At 58.4% G+C, this 18,609-nt stretch carries 18 protein-coding genes and 1 pseudogene; 3 read left to right on the plus strand and 16 right to left on the minus strand.

What is annotated here, in order from left to right; all coding sequences use genetic code 11:
* Positions 1–279: 279 nt before the first annotated feature.
* The 11 genes from iolB to K9B32_RS18180 form a co-directional block, all read right to left on the minus strand.
* Positions 280–1,089 (minus strand): 5-deoxy-glucuronate isomerase, encoded by an 810-nt coding sequence (gene iolB, locus K9B32_RS18130; protein ID WP_224564650.1) that lies wholly within the window; start codon positions 1,087–1,089, stop codon positions 280–282.
* A gap of 10 nt (positions 1,090–1,099) precedes the next feature.
* On the minus strand, positions 1,100–2,938 hold the full coding sequence (gene iolD, locus K9B32_RS18135; RefSeq protein ID WP_224564652.1) for a 3D-(3,5/4)-trihydroxycyclohexane-1,2-dione acylhydrolase (decyclizing): 1,839 nt from the start codon (positions 2,936–2,938) through the stop codon (positions 1,100–1,102).
* On the minus strand, positions 2,935–4,857 hold the full coding sequence (locus tag K9B32_RS18140; RefSeq protein WP_224564654.1) for a bifunctional 5-dehydro-2-deoxygluconokinase/5-dehydro-2-deoxyphosphogluconate aldolase: 1,923 nt from the start codon (positions 4,855–4,857) through the stop codon (positions 2,935–2,937). The genes iolD and K9B32_RS18140 overlap by 4 nt, the downstream gene beginning before the upstream one ends.
* A 16-nt stretch (positions 4,858–4,873) precedes the next feature.
* Positions 4,874–5,803, minus strand: coding sequence for a sugar phosphate isomerase/epimerase family protein (locus K9B32_RS18145; protein ID WP_224564657.1), 930 nt, complete (start codon positions 5,801–5,803; stop codon positions 4,874–4,876).
* Positions 5,803–6,096 (minus strand): putative quinol monooxygenase, encoded by a 294-nt coding sequence (locus K9B32_RS18150; protein WP_224564660.1) that lies wholly within the window; start codon positions 6,094–6,096, stop codon positions 5,803–5,805. Before K9B32_RS18150 ends, K9B32_RS18145 begins: the two co-directional genes overlap by 1 nt.
* Complete coding sequence (locus tag K9B32_RS18155) at positions 6,093–7,034, minus strand: sugar phosphate isomerase/epimerase family protein (RefSeq protein ID WP_224564663.1); 942 nt, start codon at positions 7,032–7,034, stop codon at positions 6,093–6,095. The genes K9B32_RS18150 and K9B32_RS18155 overlap by 4 nt, the downstream gene beginning before the upstream one ends.
* Positions 7,035–7,112: 78 nt before the next feature.
* Positions 7,113–8,285 (minus strand): Gfo/Idh/MocA family protein, encoded by a 1,173-nt coding sequence (locus tag K9B32_RS18160; protein WP_224564666.1) that lies wholly within the window; start codon positions 8,283–8,285, stop codon positions 7,113–7,115.
* A 172-nt stretch (positions 8,286–8,457) separates the two neighbouring features.
* Positions 8,458–9,360: a sugar phosphate isomerase/epimerase family protein gene (locus K9B32_RS18165; RefSeq protein WP_224564669.1), complete on the minus strand. Its 903-nt coding sequence runs from the start codon at positions 9,358–9,360 to the stop codon at positions 8,458–8,460.
* Between the two features lie 20 nt (positions 9,361–9,380).
* Entirely contained in the window at positions 9,381–10,202 is an 822-nt protein-coding gene (locus tag K9B32_RS18170) for an ATP-binding cassette domain-containing protein (RefSeq protein ID WP_007795717.1), read from the minus strand.
* Positions 10,203–10,210: 8 nt separating this feature from the next.
* Positions 10,211–11,215 (minus strand): ABC transporter permease, encoded by a 1,005-nt coding sequence (locus K9B32_RS18175; protein ID WP_224564673.1) that lies wholly within the window; start codon positions 11,213–11,215, stop codon positions 10,211–10,213.
* Between the two features lie 124 nt (positions 11,216–11,339).
* Positions 11,340–12,305 (minus strand): substrate-binding domain-containing protein, encoded by a 966-nt coding sequence (locus tag K9B32_RS18180; protein ID WP_411969718.1) that lies wholly within the window; start codon positions 12,303–12,305, stop codon positions 11,340–11,342.
* 157 nt (positions 12,306–12,462) lie between these two features.
* On the opposite strand from K9B32_RS18180, the gene K9B32_RS18185 reads away from it, so the two are divergent.
* The 3 genes from K9B32_RS18185 to K9B32_RS18195 all read left to right on the plus strand — a co-directional run bounded on the left by K9B32_RS18185 (position 12,463) and on the right by K9B32_RS18195 (position 14,281).
* A complete protein-coding gene (locus K9B32_RS18185) occupies positions 12,463–13,503 on the plus strand; it encodes a LacI family DNA-binding transcriptional regulator (RefSeq protein ID WP_224564679.1) in 1,041 nt (346 codons plus the stop codon).
* A 152-nt stretch (positions 13,504–13,655) separates the two neighbouring features.
* On the plus strand, positions 13,656–13,844 hold the full coding sequence (locus K9B32_RS18190) for a type II toxin-antitoxin system HicA family toxin (protein WP_224564682.1): 189 nt from the start codon (positions 13,656–13,658) through the stop codon (positions 13,842–13,844).
* Between the two features lie 5 nt (positions 13,845–13,849).
* Positions 13,850–14,281 carry a type II toxin-antitoxin system HicB family antitoxin gene (locus K9B32_RS18195; protein ID WP_224564684.1) on the plus strand — a complete coding sequence of 144 codons (432 nt, stop codon included), beginning with the start codon at positions 13,850–13,852 and terminating at the stop codon, positions 14,279–14,281.
* Between the two features lie 335 nt (positions 14,282–14,616).
* On the opposite strand, the gene K9B32_RS18200 is transcribed toward K9B32_RS18195, so the two are convergent.
* The 5 genes and pseudogenes from K9B32_RS18200 to K9B32_RS18220 all read right to left on the minus strand — a co-directional run bounded on the left by K9B32_RS18200 (position 14,617) and on the right by K9B32_RS18220 (position 18,394).
* Positions 14,617–15,843, minus strand: coding sequence for a type II toxin-antitoxin system HipA family toxin (locus K9B32_RS18200; protein ID WP_224564686.1), 1,227 nt, complete (start codon positions 15,841–15,843; stop codon positions 14,617–14,619).
* Positions 15,836–16,426 carry a helix-turn-helix domain-containing protein gene (locus K9B32_RS18205; RefSeq protein ID WP_224564688.1) on the minus strand — a complete coding sequence of 197 codons (591 nt, stop codon included), beginning with the start codon at positions 16,424–16,426 and terminating at the stop codon, positions 15,836–15,838. The genes K9B32_RS18200 and K9B32_RS18205 overlap by 8 nt, the downstream gene beginning before the upstream one ends.
* Before the next feature lie 254 nt (positions 16,427–16,680).
* Positions 16,681–16,965, minus strand: a complete 285-nt coding sequence (locus K9B32_RS18210) for a DUF1330 domain-containing protein (RefSeq protein ID WP_224564690.1) — start codon at positions 16,963–16,965, stop codon at positions 16,681–16,683.
* 66 nt (positions 16,966–17,031) lie between these two features.
* Positions 17,032–17,579 (minus strand): annotated as a pseudogene (locus K9B32_RS18215) (flavin reductase family protein).
* Positions 17,580–17,644: 65 nt separating this feature from the next.
* The gene (locus K9B32_RS18220; protein ID WP_224564701.1) at positions 17,645–18,394 is read right to left on the minus strand and encodes an SDR family oxidoreductase; all 750 of its coding nucleotides are present in this window, start codon (positions 18,392–18,394) and stop codon (positions 17,645–17,647) included.
* Between the last annotated feature and the right edge of the window lie 215 nt (positions 18,395–18,609).

Below are 18,609 nucleotides of genomic sequence, written 5' to 3' on the forward strand. Positions count from 1 at the left end.
GGCGGTCGCGTGAGGGGCAAGCTCAAACGACAATTGAGGCGTAGCCGAGACGGCTCTGTTGCAAGAAGTCGCTTTGGATGAAGCTCGCCTTTCCGTTCGACGTTTTCAGACGGAGTGGATACCGAACCGCCAAACCTCGCTTCCGGGTAATAGCGCCTGCTTCACGAGGAGAAATACCATCGAACAGGCCTCGGCCAAGATCGTTTCGAGGCTCGACACCCACAAAGGAACGCTTCATAAGAAAGGTATGGGCTGCTTTCTGATTAAGCGCTCTTTTGATCATTTTTCATCGCGCTCCATGATCCACTCGACTTCAGGCGCGGGAATGAAGCGCCATTTGCGCAGCGGCCCGGCCATGACGTTGAGATAATACGCTTCGAAGCCGTAAGGGGCGCCACACGGATGATGGCCGCGCGGAACGAGGACGACGTCCCCGTCCATGACCGCCATCGTTTCGTCGAGCCGTCTATCGTCGGTGTAGACCCGCTGGATTCCGAAGCCGGAGGCAGGGTTGAGGCGATGATAATAGGTTTCCTCGAGATAGGTGATCCGCGGAAAGTCGTCCTCGTCGTGGCGATGGCTGGGATAGGAAGACCAATGCCCGGCAGGCGTGAAGACCTCCGTCACGAGGAGGCTGTCGCAATAGTCCTCGTTTTCCATGGCGATGTTGTTGATGTAGCGGGTGTTCGCGCCCTTGCCGCGCGCGGTCAGCGAAATACCGTCCGGCCCGATCCGGCGCGCGGCGTGGTCGCCCTGCCCCGGTGCTGAACATACGGCGATGATGCAATCGGTCTCAGCCACCGCCTTCCAGTCGTGGCCATTTGGTACATAGAGGCAATGGGGCGGTGTCTTTTCGAAAACGGTCATGCGATCCCCAAGTACGCCCCAGTCTACCCCTGCCGCCTGGAACTCGGCTTTCCCTTCGACCATCACGAGGATAACCTCGCGATCTCCAGTCGTTTCCCTGGCCACCTCGCCCGGCCTCAAGCGGTAGAGCGAGAAGCCGACGTAGCGCCAACCTGCTGACTGCGGCGTGACCTCATGAACTTTTCCGTGGTTGCCAAATGGCTTGCGCAGAAGATCTGCCATTACGGGCTCCTCAGTTGAAAGTCCGCTGGTCACGCGCATTCTGGTGATAGTGCTCGCGCGCGCGCTCTAGCCGTTCAGGGCCACCGGTTTGGGGCACCGCAACGTCCCACCAGTGGCCACCTGCGCCGGTGCCCGGAACAGCATCTGTATCGATCACGATGACGGTCGGTTTGGTGCGAGAACGCGCTTCAACGATCTTCTTCTCGAGGTCCGCAATGTCGGCTGCCTTTTCAGCATGCGCACCCATGGAGCGGGCATGACCGACGAAGTCGAGCTCGGGCATCTCCTCGATATTACTGTCCTTGTACATGTTGTTGAATTCAGCGCCGCCACACTCGATCTGCAGGCGATTGATGCAGCCGTAGCCACGATTGTCGGTCAGGACGACCGTGAACGGGACCCGACGCATGACTGCCGTGGCCAGCTCCGAATTCGCCATCATGTAGGAACCGTCGCCAACGAAGCAGATAACCTCTTTCTCGGGAACAGCCAGCTTGATACCCATGGCACCAGCCACCTCGTAGCCCATGCAGGAATAGCCATATTCCATATGGTAGCCGCCCTTGGCGGACTGCCAGAGGACCTGCAATGCACCAGGCATGGTGCCGGCAGCACACATGACCACGGTTTGGTCAGTGGAGATCCGTTGCACCGCTCCGATGACCTGCGCATCGGTCGGGAGGTGGTTCGCCAATCCGGAACCAGGCGCCGCCGTGACGTTTTTCACAGCCGCGTGCCAGCTTGCTCGCGAGGCTGCGTCAAATTCCGGGGCCTTGTGATCTGCAAGAAGGGCAGACAGCTTCTCCAGCGTCACGCGCGCGTCCCCAACGACGGGCACCGCACTGTGCTTCGTCGCGTCGTAACCGTGAAGGTTGATCGAGATCAGCTTCCGACCGTTGTTCTTGAACAGCGCCCAGGATCCGGTGGTAAAATCCTGAAACCGCGTTCCGACACCGATCACGAGGTCCGCATCCGCGCATAGACGGTTGGCGCATTCGGAGCCGGTAACCCCCGGAGATCCGAAGTTGAACTCATCGGTCCAGGCGTTGCCGCCCTTCCCTGCCTGCGTTTCGACAAAGGGAATATTGTGTTCTCTCGAGAAGGCCGCCAGCGTGTCTTCTGCATCCGAGTAAAGCACGCCACCGCCGGAGATGATGACCGGGTGCTTGGCGGCACGGATCAAGGCCGCGACCTCTTCCAGCTCGCGCGGATCGGGCTCGGGACGGCGGATACGCCAGACCTTCGGCTCGAAGAAGCTTGCCGGATAGTCGAAGGCATCCGCCTGTACATCCTGGCAGAACGCAAGGCAGACAGGCCCGCAATTGGCGGGATCGGTCATGACCGACAGCGCCCGTGGAAGAGCTGTCAGGAGATGCTCCGGTCTCGCGATGCGATCGAAATATCTGACAACCGGCTTGAAGGCATCGTTGGCACTGATCGTGCCGTCGTCAAAATCCTCAATCTGCTGAAGGACGGGGTCCGGCCGGCGATTGGCAAAGACATCTCCGGGAATGAACAGCACCGGAAGGCGATTGACGTGTGCAAGCGCTGCCGCCGTGACCAGGTTGGTGGCCCCTGGTCCGATGGACGAGGTTACGGCATGGGCGCGTTTCCTGCGCTTCGTCTTGGCATAAGCGATGGCAGCATGCGCCATGGTCTGCTCATTCTGGCCACGCCATGTCGGCAAGGCATCCGCAATGCCATGCAATGCTTCGCCTAAGCCCGCCACGTTTCCGTGGCCGAAGATTGCCCATACGCCTTCGATGAAGCGCTCGCCGTCTTCTGTCATCTGCACCGAAAGCCACCTTACAAGGGCTTGTGCTGCCGTGAGCCTGATTGTGGTTGTCATGCTGCCTTCTCCCGCGCGGCTGCCCGCGCCTTGTCCCAGATCGACGCCAGGCGCCCATAGCGCTTCGCCATCTCGTCGATAGCGGCCGCGTCTTCGATTTCGTCTCTCATCCAGGCGCGAGCGACATCGCCGAAGATGGTCCGTCCGACGGCAAATCCGCGGACCAGGTCGAAACTCGCCGCAACCTCAAAGCTGGCTGCAAGTTCCGCCTCAGGAGCATCGAGACCAAGCACGACAATTCCGCGGGTGTATCGATCGTGCTTTTCAATGGCCGCTATCGTGTTTGACCATGCCGTGGATGTTGTCATCGGCTCCAGCTTCCACCAGTCGGGGAAGACGCCGATGTCATAGAACTGCCGGATGAGGATGGCGGTAGTCTCTTCGTTAACCGGGCCGACCTTTGACGGAATGATTTCCAGCAGAAACTCCAGATTGTTGCGCCGCGACGCCTCGAACAGTCGTTTGACGGTTGCCTCATGGTCGGCGCGCATCTGGGCATCGTCATCGGGGTGGCAGAAGCACAGCACCTTCACGACGTTGCCACGTGCCCACTCGCTTAATCCGCCGTAGTCGCTCCCAAGTTCTGGTTCCAAAGTCAGCGGTCGTGACCCTGGCCATTCGCAAGGTCGTCCTATCCAAAGGCCACTTCCCGAGGCTGCGTGCAGGGCCTTCTTGCCGATACGGTTGTCGCAAAGAATGCCATAGCCGGGCCGGCCGGCCTGAACTTGAACTGCCGCCTTGAGGCAGAGTTCTTTGAACGCGCCACCTCTTTCCAATGTATAGCCTGGCATCTGCTCGAGTTGGATCCGATGGTCGAAGGCGAAGATCCGATAGTCCTGCCAGTCTTCGCCGTGATTGCGATGACGGTTGGTCGCCCAATGGATTTGCTCGACGGCTGTATCATTGCGAAGGTCCGGCCGTTTGACGCCTCGTTCCAGGAAAAATTCCAGCTCCGCCAATGACGGATAGGCGGGCGTGCAGCCGTGGCGGGAAACAGCAAAGGCGCCGCAAGCATTGGCGTATTTGAGAGAGGTCGACCAGCGCTCGCCATCAAGCCATCCCTTCAGCAGACCGGAGAAAAACCCATCGCCCGCGCCGAGCACATTGAAAACTTCGATCGGGAAACCTTCACCTGAGATGCCATCATCCGGATTATCCGGGATGTCGCCCTCAAACGCGACTGCCCCCTTGGCGCCGCGCTTCAAGACGAGGGTGGCAGACGACACGGCCCGGACCGCTCTCAAGGCCGCAACAGTGTCGGTGGTCCCGCCGGCGATATGGAATTCATCTTCGGTACCGACGATCAGATCGAAGAAATGCAACGTCGACTGTAGTTTCTCGGTAACCTCCTGGCTGGCGACAAAACGGCTTTCACCGTCACCGTGACGGGCGACGCCCCAGAGGTTGGGCCGATAGTCTATGTCGAGTGCGGTCTTGGCGCCGCTGTCGCGTGCGAAGCCAAGCGCTTTGAGAACAGCAGCCTCGGTGCGAGGATTCGACAGATGCGTGCCTGTTACGACGACGGCGCGGGCCGAGGCGATGTAATCCTGCTGGATGTCGGCCTCGCAAAGCGCCATGTCGGCGCAGTTTTCGCGGTAGAAGATCAGAGGGAATGTATCCTCGTCGCGAATGCCGAGCAGAACGAGAGCGGTCAGACGCTCCGGATCGGTGACCACGCCACCAACGTCCACCCCTTCGCGCAGCAATTGTTCCCGGATGAAGCGGCCCATATGCTCGTCGCCGACACGCGTGATCAATCCGGATTTCAGTCCAAGCCTCGCTGCCCCGCAGGCGATGTTCGTGGGCGAACCGCCGATGTACTTGTTAAACGAGCCCATATCTTCCAGTCGGCCACCCACTTGTAGACCGTAGAGATCGACTGATGATCGGCCGATGGTGATGACGTCGAGTGGTTTCATTTCTGACCTCCCCTACTCAGAATCCGGCGCGCGCCAGGAAGGCCCGGCTGGCGGCCAGGTCATCGAGGATGCTGCCTGTGTTGCGCGGATCCCGCTCTTGTTCGATGGTGATGTAGCCTCCGTAGCCGAGTTCGCTCAGAAGCGAGCGGACGGACTGATAGTCGATCGACCCGCGACCGATCGGGCACATGACGCCCTTGGCGCAGGCATCGAAAAAGCGGATGCGCTCTTCCATGACCTCAGCATAGACCGTGGCGTCGATATCCTTGAAATGGATATAGTCGACGTGGTCCCAGTATTGCCGAAGCGTGGCAACAGGATCCATGCCGGAATACGCCATGTGGCCCGTATCTAGGCACAGCCCTGCGAGATCGGCCGGGATGTCGTCGACGACACGCTTTAGCTCGTCGGCAAATTCGATATATCCGCCCGCATGAGGATGGATGGTTGCGCGCACGCCATATTTGTCGCGCGCGAGCGCAGCGATGGCGCGGATATTGTCGATCATGCCTTGCCACGCGCCTTCATCGAGACGAGGTGCACGATCAGAATGGCCGGCTGCATAGTCGCGCTCGTCATGGCCCCAATCCATCACCGTAAGGTAAGGCGCGCTATAGCGCTGGCCGAGGTGCGTTTCAGGCTGAGGCAACTGGGTGATCAGCGCGCAGATTTCGTCGGTCTGGCGCAAAAGGCTGTCGCGGTTCGATGGGGAAACGAGGTTGTCGAAGATCGTACCGGCGACAATCTTAAGACCGCGTTGGTCGAGCGCTTTGGAAACCTGGCTGAGATCCAGCGGCAGATAGCCATAGGGTCCGAGTTCCAATCCGCCGAAACCAGCCGCCTGCGCCTCGTCGAGCACCTTTTCCCAGCCAGGGAGATGCGGATTGTTTATGTCGTCGACACCCCAGCAGCAGGGCGCAGTTGTTATGGTGATAGGATTGCGCATCAGGTATTTGCCGTAATTGTCTCGAAGCTAAATGACCGGTGGAATGGTTCGTAAAACTCGAGGAAGCGTTGCGTGTGGCCTCGTAGCAGATGTGCCGCATAGGCCGGCTCATCTGTCCAGGACTCGATAAAGACCAGCCGGTTCGGATCGTCGGTGCAGATAAAGCAGTCAAACGAAAGACAGCCGTTGTCGGCCCTCGCCGCTAACTGCACCTCCGGGGCGCGGGCGAGGATTTCGTCCCGCGTCCCCGGAACAAGCTCAATCGTAACGATGAACTTGTACGGCTTAGTCATCGGCTGATCGTCGCCTGAAGTGCGTCGATAGACGACTGGATGCCGGCGTCCGTCGACATGGTGAAGTCTTCCATTTCAAGGCTGACCCATCCGTTGTAACCGACCATGCGGACGACGGAGAAGAACTCCTTCCACCATTGCAGATCGTGTCCGGCGCCAACGGCGACATAATTCCAGGTGCGGTTGGCGACGTCGGTCACGTCCTTGAGTTCAAGGAGACCGTTGACGTCTGCAAGCCCGCGCTCGATACGGGTATCCTTGCCGTGGCAATGATGAATGGCGCTGCCAAGCGCGCGGGCAGAGGCAATCGGGTCGGCACCCTTCCAGAAGAGATGGCTGGGGTCGAGGTTCATGCCGACAGTCGGGCCGACCTCGTTGCGCAGACGGAACAGCGTCTCGGGGTTCCAGACAAGCATCGCCGAGAAGTTTTCCAGCGCATATCTCTCGACGCCGACTTCCTTGGCGAGCTTGACCAGATCGTGCCACAGCGGAAAGGCACGGTCTTCCCACTGGTAGCGGTCGCGTTCCGGCATTTCATCGGGCCAGCTCTTGGTATAGACGAGCCAATTGGGAACGCTGTCACCTGGAGCAGCTTCCGGAAGGCCGGACATGGTGACGATGGTCTTCACGCCGATTTCGCCGGCGAGCCGGATCGTCTGTTCCATCTCCTTGCGATGACGCTTGCCCATTGCGCCCGGATCGAGTGGGTTTGCGGAGCAGTTTAATGCGGCGATCTCCAGTCCGCGCGCCTCGATCTCCTTGAGCTTCGTCCTAAGAAGACCCTTGTCTTCAAGCAGCTCGTCGGCGCGAAAGTGCGGAGCGCTGGACCAGCCGCCGCCAGTCATCTCGATACCTTCCACGCCGAGCTTCACGCACTTGTCGAGCATCTCCGTGAAGGAGAGATTTCCCATTACGTCGGTGCAAATGGAGAGTTTCATCAGATTGTCTTTCCAGTGTTCGAGAAAAATGGGGCGCGCGCTTGGGAGGTGTGGAGGAACGCGCCCCGAAGGGCGGGCCTACTTGAAGTCGATCCAGGCAGCGCCCGCATCCGCCGAGCGGACGCAGTTCTCCAGCCAACGCACGCCTTCGGTGCCGGCCTTGATGCCCGGATAGTGATGGGTCTTCAGGAAAGCGTCATCGCCTCGGCTCTTGGCGTCGATGGCCTGAGCGATCCAGAGATAGATGTTCGACCAGCTGTCGCCGAGGCCTTCGGTGTGAAGCGCACCCATCCGGTCGACGGCAAGGCTTTCTTCCTCGAGATACGGCATACCGTGGTGCAGGATGCGGTTCGGCTCCCCTTGAACGTCGAAGAACAACTGATCCGGATGACTATCCGACCATTCGACAGATGCCTTGGAACCAACGAACCGGTAGCGTTGCGAGCCCATGTTGCCGGCATTGACGGAGGACACCCAGAGACGGCCGCGGGCGCCGTTGTCGTAATGCATCAGCACAGTCGCATGATCTTCCAGCGGTGCGCGGCTTGGAATGAAGGCCTTGCGGTCGCAAAGAAGCTTTTCGATCTTGAGATGCGGCAGCACGATTTCCGAGAGATAATAGAGATGCGTTCCGATGTCGCCGAGAACGAAGGTCGGACCGGCCGTCTTGGGATTGGTGCGCCACTTCACGGCTTCCGGCGCACCGACGTCGTCACCGGCGTTGAAGCCGTGGGTATATTGAAGGTCAACGATGCGGATGTCGCCGAGCATGCCCTTGGCTACCATTGCCGCCATCTGATGCACGAGCGGATGGCCAGTGAAACCGTAGGTGACGCCGACGATGAGACCTTTCTCGTTTGCCAGCTTCTCGATTTCCTCGCATTCGGCGACTGTGAAGAACAGCGGCTTTTCGCAAATGACGTGGATGCCAGCTTCGAGGCACGCCTTGGTGATTTCGAAGTGGGTGAAGTTTGGCGTCGCGATCGAGACGACCTGGACGCCATCTTCGCGCGCCGTCTCTTTGGCGATCAGTTCCTTGTAGTCAGCGTAGCAGCGCTGCGCGTCGACGCCGAGGTTGACGCCAAAATCACGGCCCCGAGCAGCATCGAGATCAAATGCGCCGGCCACCAGTCGATAGGTGCCGTCACGCAATGCGCCGGTGCGGTGTTTGTAACCCACCTGCCCGGTGCGGCCGCCGCCGACCATACCCCAACGCAACGGCCGTTCTGTTTTCTTTTCACCATTGATCATTTCATATCTCCTCCGGCCCTCTGCCGGTTTCAGTAGGCACAGCTTCGCCGTCCGGCGGTTGGGATCGGGCGCCGCTGCAAGGTTCTCGTCAGATTGTCCACGCTTTCACGCGTTGCTGCTTGGCTGAGGCCCCGCTATCGAAGGAATGAGGGGGCCGACTTTTTATCTCGGGCTACGCCTTCCGATATTTCTCAACGTAGCTTTGCATCTCGTTGCACATGAAGCGTCCGGACTGATCCGCCTTGTCTTCCCAGGCAAACACACAGGAGGTCATGATACCGTCGAAGCCGATCTCGGCGAGCGTGCCGAAGAAGTCGTCCCACGGCACCTCGCCCTGGCCGATGTTGAGGTGCTGGTGGACGCGTGCCTGGGTGCCGGGTGGATTGAGGATATAGCGAAGACCTGAGCTTGCCTTGTGATTGAAGGTGTCGCCCACATGAACATGGGCGAGCACATCCTTCGCCTCGCGCAACATCGCCTTGGTATCGTCGCCGAAGTAGAAGGTGTGCGGCGCGCAATAGAGGAACTTGACGTTCTTCGAATTGACCGTTCGGATGATGTCGAGGGCCGGCTGCAAGGTTTCGCACCAGTCTTCGGGATGTGGCTCGACGTGTAAGTTGATGTTCTCGCGTTCAAAGATCGGCACCAGCTCTTCCATGGAACGCCACCAGGCGTCTTCGCAGGCCTCGATCATCGAGCCGGTATGGCAGCAGTAGCAGGACCCCTTGTCGGGATGCGGGCCGCGGCCGAATTCGGAATTCATGGTATCGACTTCCATTTCGACCGCGATCTCGATGGCGCGCTTCCAGTGTTTGACGGCGGCCTGCCGCTCGCTCTCATCGTTGGAGGCCCAGCGATACATCGGCAGCAACGAGGCAATCTTCACATTCTCAGCGGCGAGCGCCTTTTTGAAGGACTTGATCCGCTCCGGAAACACGCGAGGTGCCTTGAACCACTCGAGGAAATCAGCGCGTGGCGATAGCTCAATCCACTCGTAACCAAGCTCGCGAACTTTCGCCGGCAAGGCCTCCAGCGACAGATGTCGATGCATGAAAGGGTCAAGTGCAATTTTCATGAGTCTTCCTCCCTGTTCGTTCAGTTGGCCGTCACCGGTGGGGGATGACCCTCATGTGCGGCCATGTAGCTTTCGACTTCAGCGCCCAGGTTCGCGAGCGCCTCGCCGCCTGCCATGAGGTCGGTGATTTCCTCGCGGGTCTTTTCTCCCTTTCGGAAGTTGGCCGCGACCGCTCCACGGATGAGCACAGCAAAGTGGTCACCGACGGCCATCGCGTGCGTCACCTGGTGCGTGATGAAGACGACCGCGATGCCACGCTTTTTTGCTTCAAGGACGATGCGCAGGACGTGGGACGCCTGCTTGACGCCGAGCGCCGCAGTCGGTTCATCGAGGATCAACACCCGCGCGCCGAAGTGGACGGCGCGGGCAATTGCCAGAGACTGCCGTTCGCCACCGGACAGCCCGCCAATAAGCCGGTCTCCGTCATCGATGCGAGTGATTCCGAATTGCTGGATGGCCTTAACGGCGATCTCGTTGGCCCGCTTGCGGTCATAGATCTTGAAAGGCCAAAATCCCTTTGTCGGTTCCGCGCCGACGAAGAAGGAACGACCGATGCTCATCAGAGGAAACGTCCCTCCGAATTGATGAACGGTGGAAATTCCAGCCTTTTGCGCCTCTCGTGGCCCCGGAAAGCTCACCGGCTGGCCATCCATCAATAGCTCGCCGCTGCTCGGTTGATAGACGCCGGCAAGTGTCTTGATAAGGGTCGATTTACCGGCGCCGTTGTCACCCAGCAGGCACAGAACTTCGCCTGCGTGAACCTTCAGGGAGATGTCATGGAGAACGTCAATCGGGCCAAAAGACTTGTTGACGTTCCGGAGTTCCAGAATTGGGGTGTTCATGACCTGCCTCATTTCTTCTTCGGCGAATAGGTCAGTGCCATGATGCGGAACGTGTTGTTCATCAACACGGCCAGGAGCAGCATGACGCCGATGATCAAGCTCGACCAATTCCGGTCGAAAGTCGTGAAGTAGATGCCCTGGTTGACGATCGCGAAGGTGACCGTGCCGAGAAAAATCCCGACGATCGAACCGAAGCCGCCCGTCAGCAGAACCCCGCCGACCACCACCGCGATGATCGAGTTGAAGATAAAGGTCATGCCTGCAGAAACCTGCGCAACATTGAACAAAATGGCCTGGCACATGCCGACAAAGGCCGCGCTCACCGAAGAAAGTACGAAAAGCATGACCGTGAGTTTGTCTGTCGGAATACCCGCATTCCGTGCGCTGGCGCCATCGCCCCCTAGGGCAAAGATCCAGTTTCCGAAAGGCGAGAAGTGAACGTAGAAAATGTAAGCTGCCGTCAGCGCCAGCCACCAGAAAATCGTCACTTGAAAGCTGCCGCCTACGAAAGATCCGAAGAGAGACTTGGCTATCACACCGGACGCAGCAGGGCTGAGCGCGACGCTGGTCGTTCCCGTCAGCAACACCGAGCATCCGAGGATAAGACCCTGCACGGCAAACAGAGTGCCAAGGGTTACGATGAGCGATGGCACAGCAGTGCGGATGACGAGAAAGCCGTTGATCAGCCCGATCACCAAACCGAGACCCAATGCGCCGAAAATGCCCAACCAGATCGGCATGCCGTAGTGACCCGAGATGATCGCCACCGTCAAAGCGCCCGCCGGGATCATGGCTCCGATGGAGATGTCGAGCTCACCAGAAATCATGAGCAACCCGACAGGGATCGCGACGATCCCCAGGTTGGCGGCGACGTTCAGCCAGCTTGCCGCGCCGGCTGGCTTCAGGAATTCGACACTTCCGAACACGACGAAGAAGACGAGCACGAAGGCGAGGCCGAGAAAGGCGCCGGATTCGGGGCGTCGAATAAGATCACCCAAGGACAGGTTTTTCACGTAATTCACTCCCAGTATTGGCCGCATTCTGAAAGAGCTGACAGAGATCAGCGTTCGTGCTGCGAATGCACCCGCCGATCCGCCGACAATATGTCGGGGATCGACGTGAGACATTGATTTGCGGTCAGCGCGCGCCCTTCGAGACGCCCGTCAAGGTTGCGTCGATGTTGGACTTATCAACGATGCTCGGACCGGTCAGCAGCGGTGACGTCGGAAGTGCCGTTCCGAAATCAATTGCCGAAGCCAAGAGAGTTACAGCCAGCAGCGACTGCAGATAGGGCTGCTGGTCGATCGCGAAACCTTGCGTTCCGCCCTTGATGCGATCAAGGCCTGACTGGTTGAGGTCAAATGTTCCAAGAAGAGCGGCTTCGGTCTTACCAGCTTGCTGAATACCGATGGCAGCTGAGTCCGCGTCACCAGCCGAGATCGTAATGACGCCATCGATCTTGGCGTCTTGAAGCAGCGTCGCCTTGATCGCTTCGGCGACGGCGGTTGCGTCACCGAAACTGGTTGCAGGCAACGGAAGCTGCTTCCCGGCACCTCCGCTCTTGGCGATGCCCTCGATGACGCCCTTGCAGCGCGCCTCCAGATTGGCAGCTCCCGGTACCGTGTTCACACAGATGACATTCTTCTTGCCATTCTTGAAGAAATATTCGCCACCTGCGACGCCTGCGAGATATTCATCCGATCCGACATAGTTGATGGCGCCGAGTTCCTTGGCTTTGTCAATCCCACCCGCGTTCATCAGGATGACTTTGATACCGGCCGCGACCGCTGCCTTGATCGCAGGGTCTTCGCCTTCAGGAACCCAGTTCGGGATGACCAGGCCATCGACCTTTTGGCTGATTGCCGTCTGAATGAGCTGGACGACGTCCGGAGCGAAGTTGTCATAGGTCTGAAGGCGCAGGTAGTTGACCTTGCCTCCGTTTGCCTCGACGACTGGCCGGGCATCATCAATGCCCTTCTTAATCAGATTCCAGAACGCATCGTCGTTCTTGCCGCCAACGACGGCAATATTGGCGGCCATCGCCGAAGACACAGTGAACGCAACCACAGTGGTCGCAAGCATCGCTGCGCAGAGACGCTTCATTCCCTTCATAACTTCTCCTCCCGTTTCCATCGTCCGCAAGGACTGGATGCGTGTTGATATGTAGCGCGCGAAATGCCAAAATGAAATTGTCTTGGCGTGCGGAAGCATATTATGTTCCAAAACGTTTCATTCACGGATGGCACATCGGAGGACGTTGATGAATAGACCCACCATATCCGACCTGGCGAACACCGCCGGGGTCAGCCTGTCCACGGTCAACAGGCTTCTGCACGGAACAGGTGCCGTGCGGGCTGATACGGTCGACCGGATCCTACATGCCGCAGACAAGATTGGATTTTACGGTTTAGGTGCGTTGCATCAGCGCAAACACGATAACTTGCCCCGCCGCCGCTTCAGTTTTCTCATGCAGCAGTCGCACAGACCGCTTTATCAATTGTGGGCAGAGGGACTTAGAGCGGCGGCTCACAGAAGAACCGACACCGTCATCGAACCGGAGGTCCTATTTGAAGACGATCTATCTCCGGAAGCAGTCTCTGCGAGCCTGCTGCAGATTGGCCAGACTGCAGATGCGTTGGCTGTCATCACCGCGGACCACCCCCTCGTGAGCCAAGCAATTGACGAGTTGCGTGGCAGGGGTGTTCCCGTGGTTGCCTATGTGACAGATTTGTCCGCCGCTAGCCGCGCGGGGTTTGTCGGCACAGATAACTGGAAAAGAGGAAGAACAGCCGCCTGGTTTATCAGCCAGATGGCCGATGAGCCCGGAAAGGTCTTCCCTCTGGTTGGTAGCAACCGCTACCAGTGCCAGGACATCGCTGATGCCAGTTTTCGGTCTTATATGCGGGAGAACGCGCCAGCTTTTCAGATTAGCGACACGCTTCTTACACACGAAGTCCCTGAAAACGCATACGAGATCGTACGGAGTTTGATTGCGCAGGAACCTGAGACCAAGGGCATTTTCGTCAATGGCGGCGGCATATCAGGCGTGCTGCGAGCCATGCGTGAGCTCCCGCCAGAACGGCAGGGCAAGATTCGAATTGTCTGCAGCGACGTCGGACCTGAAACCCGCAAAGGGCTAAGCGAAGGCCTGATCACAGCATCGTTGTGCCATCCTCTCGACAAAATGCCGGGGGAGCTTATCGACGTCATGCTCAGACTGATCGAGCGCCGGGACACGTCCTCCATCGAACAGCGCATCGTCCCGTTCGATATTCTTACGCCGGAGAGTATATGGACGTAGTCAACAAATGCCGTTCTAAAGCGAAAACAGCTCGCACCGGCAAGTGTCCGTCGCGCATTGGTGGCGAGAACCTCACCTTCACTCACTGAAGGATCCGGAGTCACACTACGTTGCGCTTGTCATCATACACATTCGTGTGTATGATCATGGAGATGAAGAGCAGTGATATCATTGTGGCCTTGCAAAAGGATGGCTGGTACGAGGTCGCCACCAAGGGCAGCCATGTTCAGTTTAAGCACCCCGAGAAACCCGGGCGCGTCACTGTTCCACACCCGAAAAGGGACATCCCGATCGGAACACTGAAGAGCATCGAGAAACAAGCCGGACTTAAACTGAGGTAACGAACATGCGCAATTATATCGGATTGATCCATAAGGACGCCGGCAGTGATTACGGTGTGTCCTTTCCCGATTTTCCTGGCCTGATCACTGCTGGAACTGACCTCGACGATGCGCGAGCTATGGCCGAAGAAGCCTTAGCCCTACACATCGAAGGTCTAGCCGAAGACGGCGAAGCAATTCCCGAACCCTCCACACTGGAGGCGGTGATGGCAGACGCGGAGAACCAAGACGGCGTTGCAATTCTAGTTGGCGTCAAGACGGAAGCCAAAAGAGCGGTTCGCGTAAACATCACTCTGCCAGAAGACGTCCTAAAGGCAATCGATGCGTTCGCCGAAGCCCAAGGGTTGACCCGATCAGGCTTCTTGGTTCGAGCTGCCAAGCATGAGATCGGCCACGCAAACGACGACTACACGATAACTACGCAGAGACGCGGCTAGGGGCCTAAGTGGAACTTTGTCTCCCTCACCCGTTTTTTACGACGCTGATTGTCTTGCGATGGCGGAGGCACGAAAACCAAAGCATTCGAATGTGACCTCACGGCCCGAGAGCAGACACACTATCTCGCCTTGAAAGGATATGAACCGAAGACCTTCCGGCGATCACGCTAAGCTATTGATTTGAAATGGCGGATGTAGAAGAAATCTGCTTGGTGGCATGGACCTTGTTGCAAGCACCTTAGAATTTCACGGAAGTTACGAAAACAAAGGTGCCCTTGCCCGCAACTTGGGCTCAAGGCTGTTGCACCGGGGTCCGTTTAATTGTGCTCGCTATTCTACGCCAACTCCCGGTACAACTCGACCGTCGGCGCATGCGCTTCGATCGCTTCTGTGACTTTCGCAGCCATAGGTAGGTTGTTCCTCTCGGCCTCCCAAACAGCCCTGAAACGCTCAACCGTCTCACGTGCCGTGTCGAGAACCAACTTCTCGGAAAGCTCCGCCTTGGCGGCCAGATGCGCCAGCTCGTCCTTCGACAGTGCCGCCATTTTCTTCGTGCGGGAGAAGTTCAGCGCCGCGGTATCTTCTCCCTCCATATAAGGAATTGTCGATAGCAGATCATAGGCCGGTGACAGTGCTGGCGTGCGACGGTCGGGATAGATGAGCGACCAGTTCTTCAGGTGCATGTCGCCATTGCCAATCAGTGTGCTGAAGACCAGGCGGCGGATGAACTCGGCCACGTCGGCCGTGCCCGTCTCGATCCCCAAAACACGACCGATCATCCGGTAATTGCCCTTGTCGTATTTATGGTCGGGAAACACGCCGAAGACTTGCGCGAAATCCTCGATATGCACCGGACCCTCCGGCGTGCGGTCAAAGCGCTTGATCGCCAGCGCCTGCCCGTGCAGCTCACCCACCCCCTGCGGCAGGCCGCTCACGGCATCGAGGGCGACCAGCTGGATCTCGGGCACGTCCATGCCCATCATGCGGGCAATGGTCATCATCGCGAACTCGTTCTCGGGCACGCCGCTATATTGCTGCGAGGGCAATTTCACGATCCATGAGCCACCCGTGCCCTCGGCCGGAATGGTCAGACCGCCGCCCTTATTGTCGTTCTTGAAGGCCGAAAATTTCAGCTGCACACCGGCCAGCGAAAAGCGCAGCGCATTCGGCCGTGCTTCGATTTCGGCCTGCTCGTCATCCGGACGTGCGTCATCCCCTTCGGAGGGATGCACCGTCACAGCACCAGGCAGGTCGCGCCCCAACATCCAGAGCAGGAAGAACTCCCGAGTCGGTTTGACGCCGGCGCGATCAGCGAGATATCGGCGCAGCGGCCCTTCCGGCAGCAGGTTCGAGAAGAAGGGCGGGACAACCATGTTGTACGGCCGGAACTTGGTGATCAGGCCGCCGAACGGGTCTTTCAATGAAAGGCTGAGCGTCGGCCGCTTCTCGTCTTCGATATAAGCATCGTTGAATGCGAAGATCGTACGCCCGTCCAGCAGGTTTGTCAGGGTCGCTACCGGTTTGCCGTAGAGCCTGACATCAAGCACCATGACCTTAGGCATTGTCGTCCTCCTCTTCCAGCGCATAAGCCGAACGGGGAACCGCGTCATCGCGGTCGCGGTGCACTGCCGAGTTACGCAGCTGCCTCACGGCGTGCGCGAACTCGCTTAGTTCCTTGCGGGTGGGTGGATCGGCCTGCCAGCGATCGAGACGTTCGATCGCGTCTTTCAGCCTGTTCAACTCGTCGGCCGACAGGGGTAAATGTCGCAGGAGCGCTAGGCTATCCCTGAATGTATCTGCTTCCGAGGCGATGGCGAACCTATCCCTGACTTGTACTAACCACCGATCAAGACGTCCCACCAGCTTGCGCTGGTCCAATGTCAGCGTATTGCTTGTGGCCGATGCACTCTCGAGGATGTTGCGGATTGCCGGCATCAGTTTTTTCGGGGCAAGGACGATCTCGAGGTCGAGCGCCCGCGCTACGTCTACGAGGCTGGAAAGCCCCGGCTCCATGGTGCCCCGTTCTATCTGGGAAATATGGCTTTGCGTCAGACCCGAGCGCGCGCTTAACTCGCGCTGGCTCATTTTCACGTCCTCGCGCGCTGCGCGTATCTGCTGGGTAATGTGCTCGGTCTTATATGACATATCATTATCCTGCATCAGATGACACTATATATACAGGATAATATATAAGGAATTCTGCAGAGCTGCGCAATGATGATATATAGAAGCGTATCATAAGACTAGGTTATACATTATACTGTATCAACACCAGATGATAAGGCTCGTTGCAACCGTCAGGTCCCGCACCCACCCATCAGTGCGTGCAGAAGATCCGCCTGCGTAAACCCTGCCGGCAGCGTGTCTGCCGTGAAGGGGACCTTAACCATCGATAAGAGCTACACGCCGCGTAGGGCAATGATCCGCGAACCTGCCGCGGCCTGCCGTTGATGTGCGAGCGGCGCATATTCGGGCGATGCAAAGAGACCGCGAATGGCATCCATTTCAGGGAACTCAATGATCAGCATATTGGTCGCTTGCCAGTTTTCGGGTTGGAACGGGGCATCATCGAGAGCAATGAGGCGACCGCCCGCTTTTGCCACCAAGGGCAGAGCCTTCGAACGATAATCGGCGATGGCTTCAGGGTCGCGAATGTCGAGGTCGACAACGAGATAGGCGGACATGACTGTCTCCATCCAATGAGTTTGAATTTTTGGGGTGTGTTCTTGCGGACGTGGCGGCGCCGCTTCCTATGGCAAGTGCCGCCACTTCACCATGCGCCCTCGAAGGTCGAGCGTGCCGCCGTCTACGGTGAAGCTGCGTCGCCACGATGATGCAGGGTCCGTCCTTCCCCGCGCGTCTCGTCGATCCAGATTTGCTTCGCCTCGAGGACGAACAGATTGTATCGGTCGACGAGGCTCGCATCGGCAACACGGCATTCGATATTGGCAAGGCAGTCAACCGGCAATGGCGCGGCTACATCCTCTGCCGGACGCGTCCTCAAGCCGAACCGCTCGAACTTGTCCACGGTATCACCGGAGCAGTTACCGATGTCCACCACGGTTTCGGCAAGATCGACAGCTGGAATCGCAATCACGCATTCGCCGGTCTTCTTCAGCGCCTGGTAGCTATGATCCCAAGGACCGATGACGCAACCCAGCAGAGGCGGCTCATGCTGGATCATCATGTGAAAGCCCATCGTCATCACATTGGGCCTGCCTTCGAGACTCGTCGTCACGAGAACGATCGGGCCGGGTTCGAGCAGGCGATAGGTTTGTGAAGCGGAAAGCTCTTTCATTGCGCGCTCCTGCGTGCGTTACTTCCCCGCAGGCCTACGGGGAAGTATAAGGATGTTGGGTGTGGTCACCAGCCCTGTTCGACCGGCAGGACGAAGAGCTCCGCGACGTCCACATGGGCAGGCGCCAGCGCCGCGAAGACGATCGTGTCGCCGATGTCCGCGCCCTGCAGGAACGTCATCTGCTTGGCAAGGTCGTCCATCTGCTTGATATAACCGGGGTCGGTGATGTGGTCGTAAAGCTCGGTTGCGACGGCACCCGGCTGTATGCAGGTTACCCGGATGTTGTGCTTCTGGCCGACCTCCATACGCAGACCATCGGAGAAGGCGGTCACCGCGTGCTTGGTAGCGCAATAGACCGACAGTCCCTTGAAGACCTTGCGGACGGCGATCGACGACATGTTGAAAATATGGCCCGAATGCTGCTTCATCATCTCCGGCAGAACGGCAGCCGTGGTGTTCAGCAGGCCCTTCACATTGACATCAACCATCCGGTGCCACTCATCGACTTTGAACTGATCAACATCTGAGAGCGGCATCAGGCCGGCATTGTTGACGAGAATGTCGATCGCACCATAAGCCCCAACCAGTTGCGCGACGCCGGCTTCGACGGCGGCCGGATCGACCACGTCCATTTCGATCACCAGGGCCTCACCGCCCTTCGTAACGATCTCGCGCCTTAGGCTTTCGAGCTTGTCGGTGCGGCGGGCAGCAATCCCGACCGTGGCGCCCGCCTCGGCCAGCTTCAAAGCGGTAGCGGCGCCGATGCCGCTCGATGCACCGGTGACCAGCGCGATTCTTCCATTGATATTCGTCATGGATTGTCTCCAATGAAAGAACACAAGGGGTAAAACACCAGCATTTGCGGGCTTTTCCTTGGGTTCTGTTGTTATTTGACCGGCGTTCTCGCCGATCGGCTAAATCTCTTCCCTCCGCCGGACAGTTGTTTGCGTCCTTCGGTTCTCGAACCATTCTCCAATGCGTGACCCTGATGCTTGTGGCTTCGGTCACAGAGTGGCGTTCGGCTCCCGGC

The organism is Rhizobium sp. 3T7 (assembly GCF_020166565.1).
Classification (GTDB): domain Bacteria; phylum Pseudomonadota; class Alphaproteobacteria; order Rhizobiales; family Rhizobiaceae; genus Rhizobium.

Coding starts and splice junctions, on each gene's coding strand:
- iolB (WP_224564650.1), bottom strand. CDS start 1,089: ATGGCAGATCTTCTGCGCAAGCCATTTGGCAACCACGGAAAAGTTCAT.
- iolD (WP_224564652.1), bottom strand. CDS start 2,938: ATGACAACCACAATCAGGCTCACGGCAGCACAAGCCCTTGTAAGGTGG.
- K9B32_RS18140 (WP_224564654.1), bottom strand. CDS start 4,857: ATGAAACCACTCGACGTCATCACCATCGGCCGATCATCAGTCGATCTC.
- K9B32_RS18145 (WP_224564657.1), bottom strand. CDS start 5,803: ATGCGCAATCCTATCACCATAACAACTGCGCCCTGCTGCTGGGGTGTC.
- K9B32_RS18150 (WP_224564660.1), bottom strand. CDS start 6,096: ATGACTAAGCCGTACAAGTTCATCGTTACGATTGAGCTTGTTCCGGGG.
- K9B32_RS18155 (WP_224564663.1), bottom strand. CDS start 7,034: ATGAAACTCTCCATTTGCACCGACGTAATGGGAAATCTCTCCTTCACG.
- K9B32_RS18160 (WP_224564666.1), bottom strand. CDS start 8,285: ATGATCAATGGTGAAAAGAAAACAGAACGGCCGTTGCGTTGGGGTATG.
- K9B32_RS18165 (WP_224564669.1), bottom strand. CDS start 9,360: ATGAAAATTGCACTTGACCCTTTCATGCATCGACATCTGTCGCTGGAG.
- K9B32_RS18170 (WP_007795717.1), bottom strand. CDS start 10,202: ATGAACACCCCAATTCTGGAACTCCGGAACGTCAACAAGTCTTTTGGC.
- K9B32_RS18180 (WP_411969718.1), bottom strand. CDS start 12,305: ATGAAGCGTCTCTGCGCAGCGATGCTTGCGACCACTGTGGTTGCGTTC.
- K9B32_RS18185 (WP_224564679.1), top strand. CDS start 12,463: ATGAATAGACCCACCATATCCGACCTGGCGAACACCGCCGGGGTCAGC.
- K9B32_RS18190 (WP_224564682.1), top strand. CDS start 13,656: ATGAAGAGCAGTGATATCATTGTGGCCTTGCAAAAGGATGGCTGGTAC.
- K9B32_RS18195 (WP_224564684.1), top strand. CDS start 13,850: ATGCGCAATTATATCGGATTGATCCATAAGGACGCCGGCAGTGATTAC.
- K9B32_RS18200 (WP_224564686.1), bottom strand. CDS start 15,843: ATGCCTAAGGTCATGGTGCTTGATGTCAGGCTCTACGGCAAACCGGTA.
- K9B32_RS18205 (WP_224564688.1), bottom strand. CDS start 16,426: ATGTCATATAAGACCGAGCACATTACCCAGCAGATACGCGCAGCGCGC.
- K9B32_RS18210 (WP_224564690.1), bottom strand. CDS start 16,965: ATGTCCGCCTATCTCGTTGTCGACCTCGACATTCGCGACCCTGAAGCC.
- K9B32_RS18220 (WP_224564701.1), bottom strand. CDS start 18,394: ATGACGAATATCAATGGAAGAATCGCGCTGGTCACCGGTGCATCGAGC.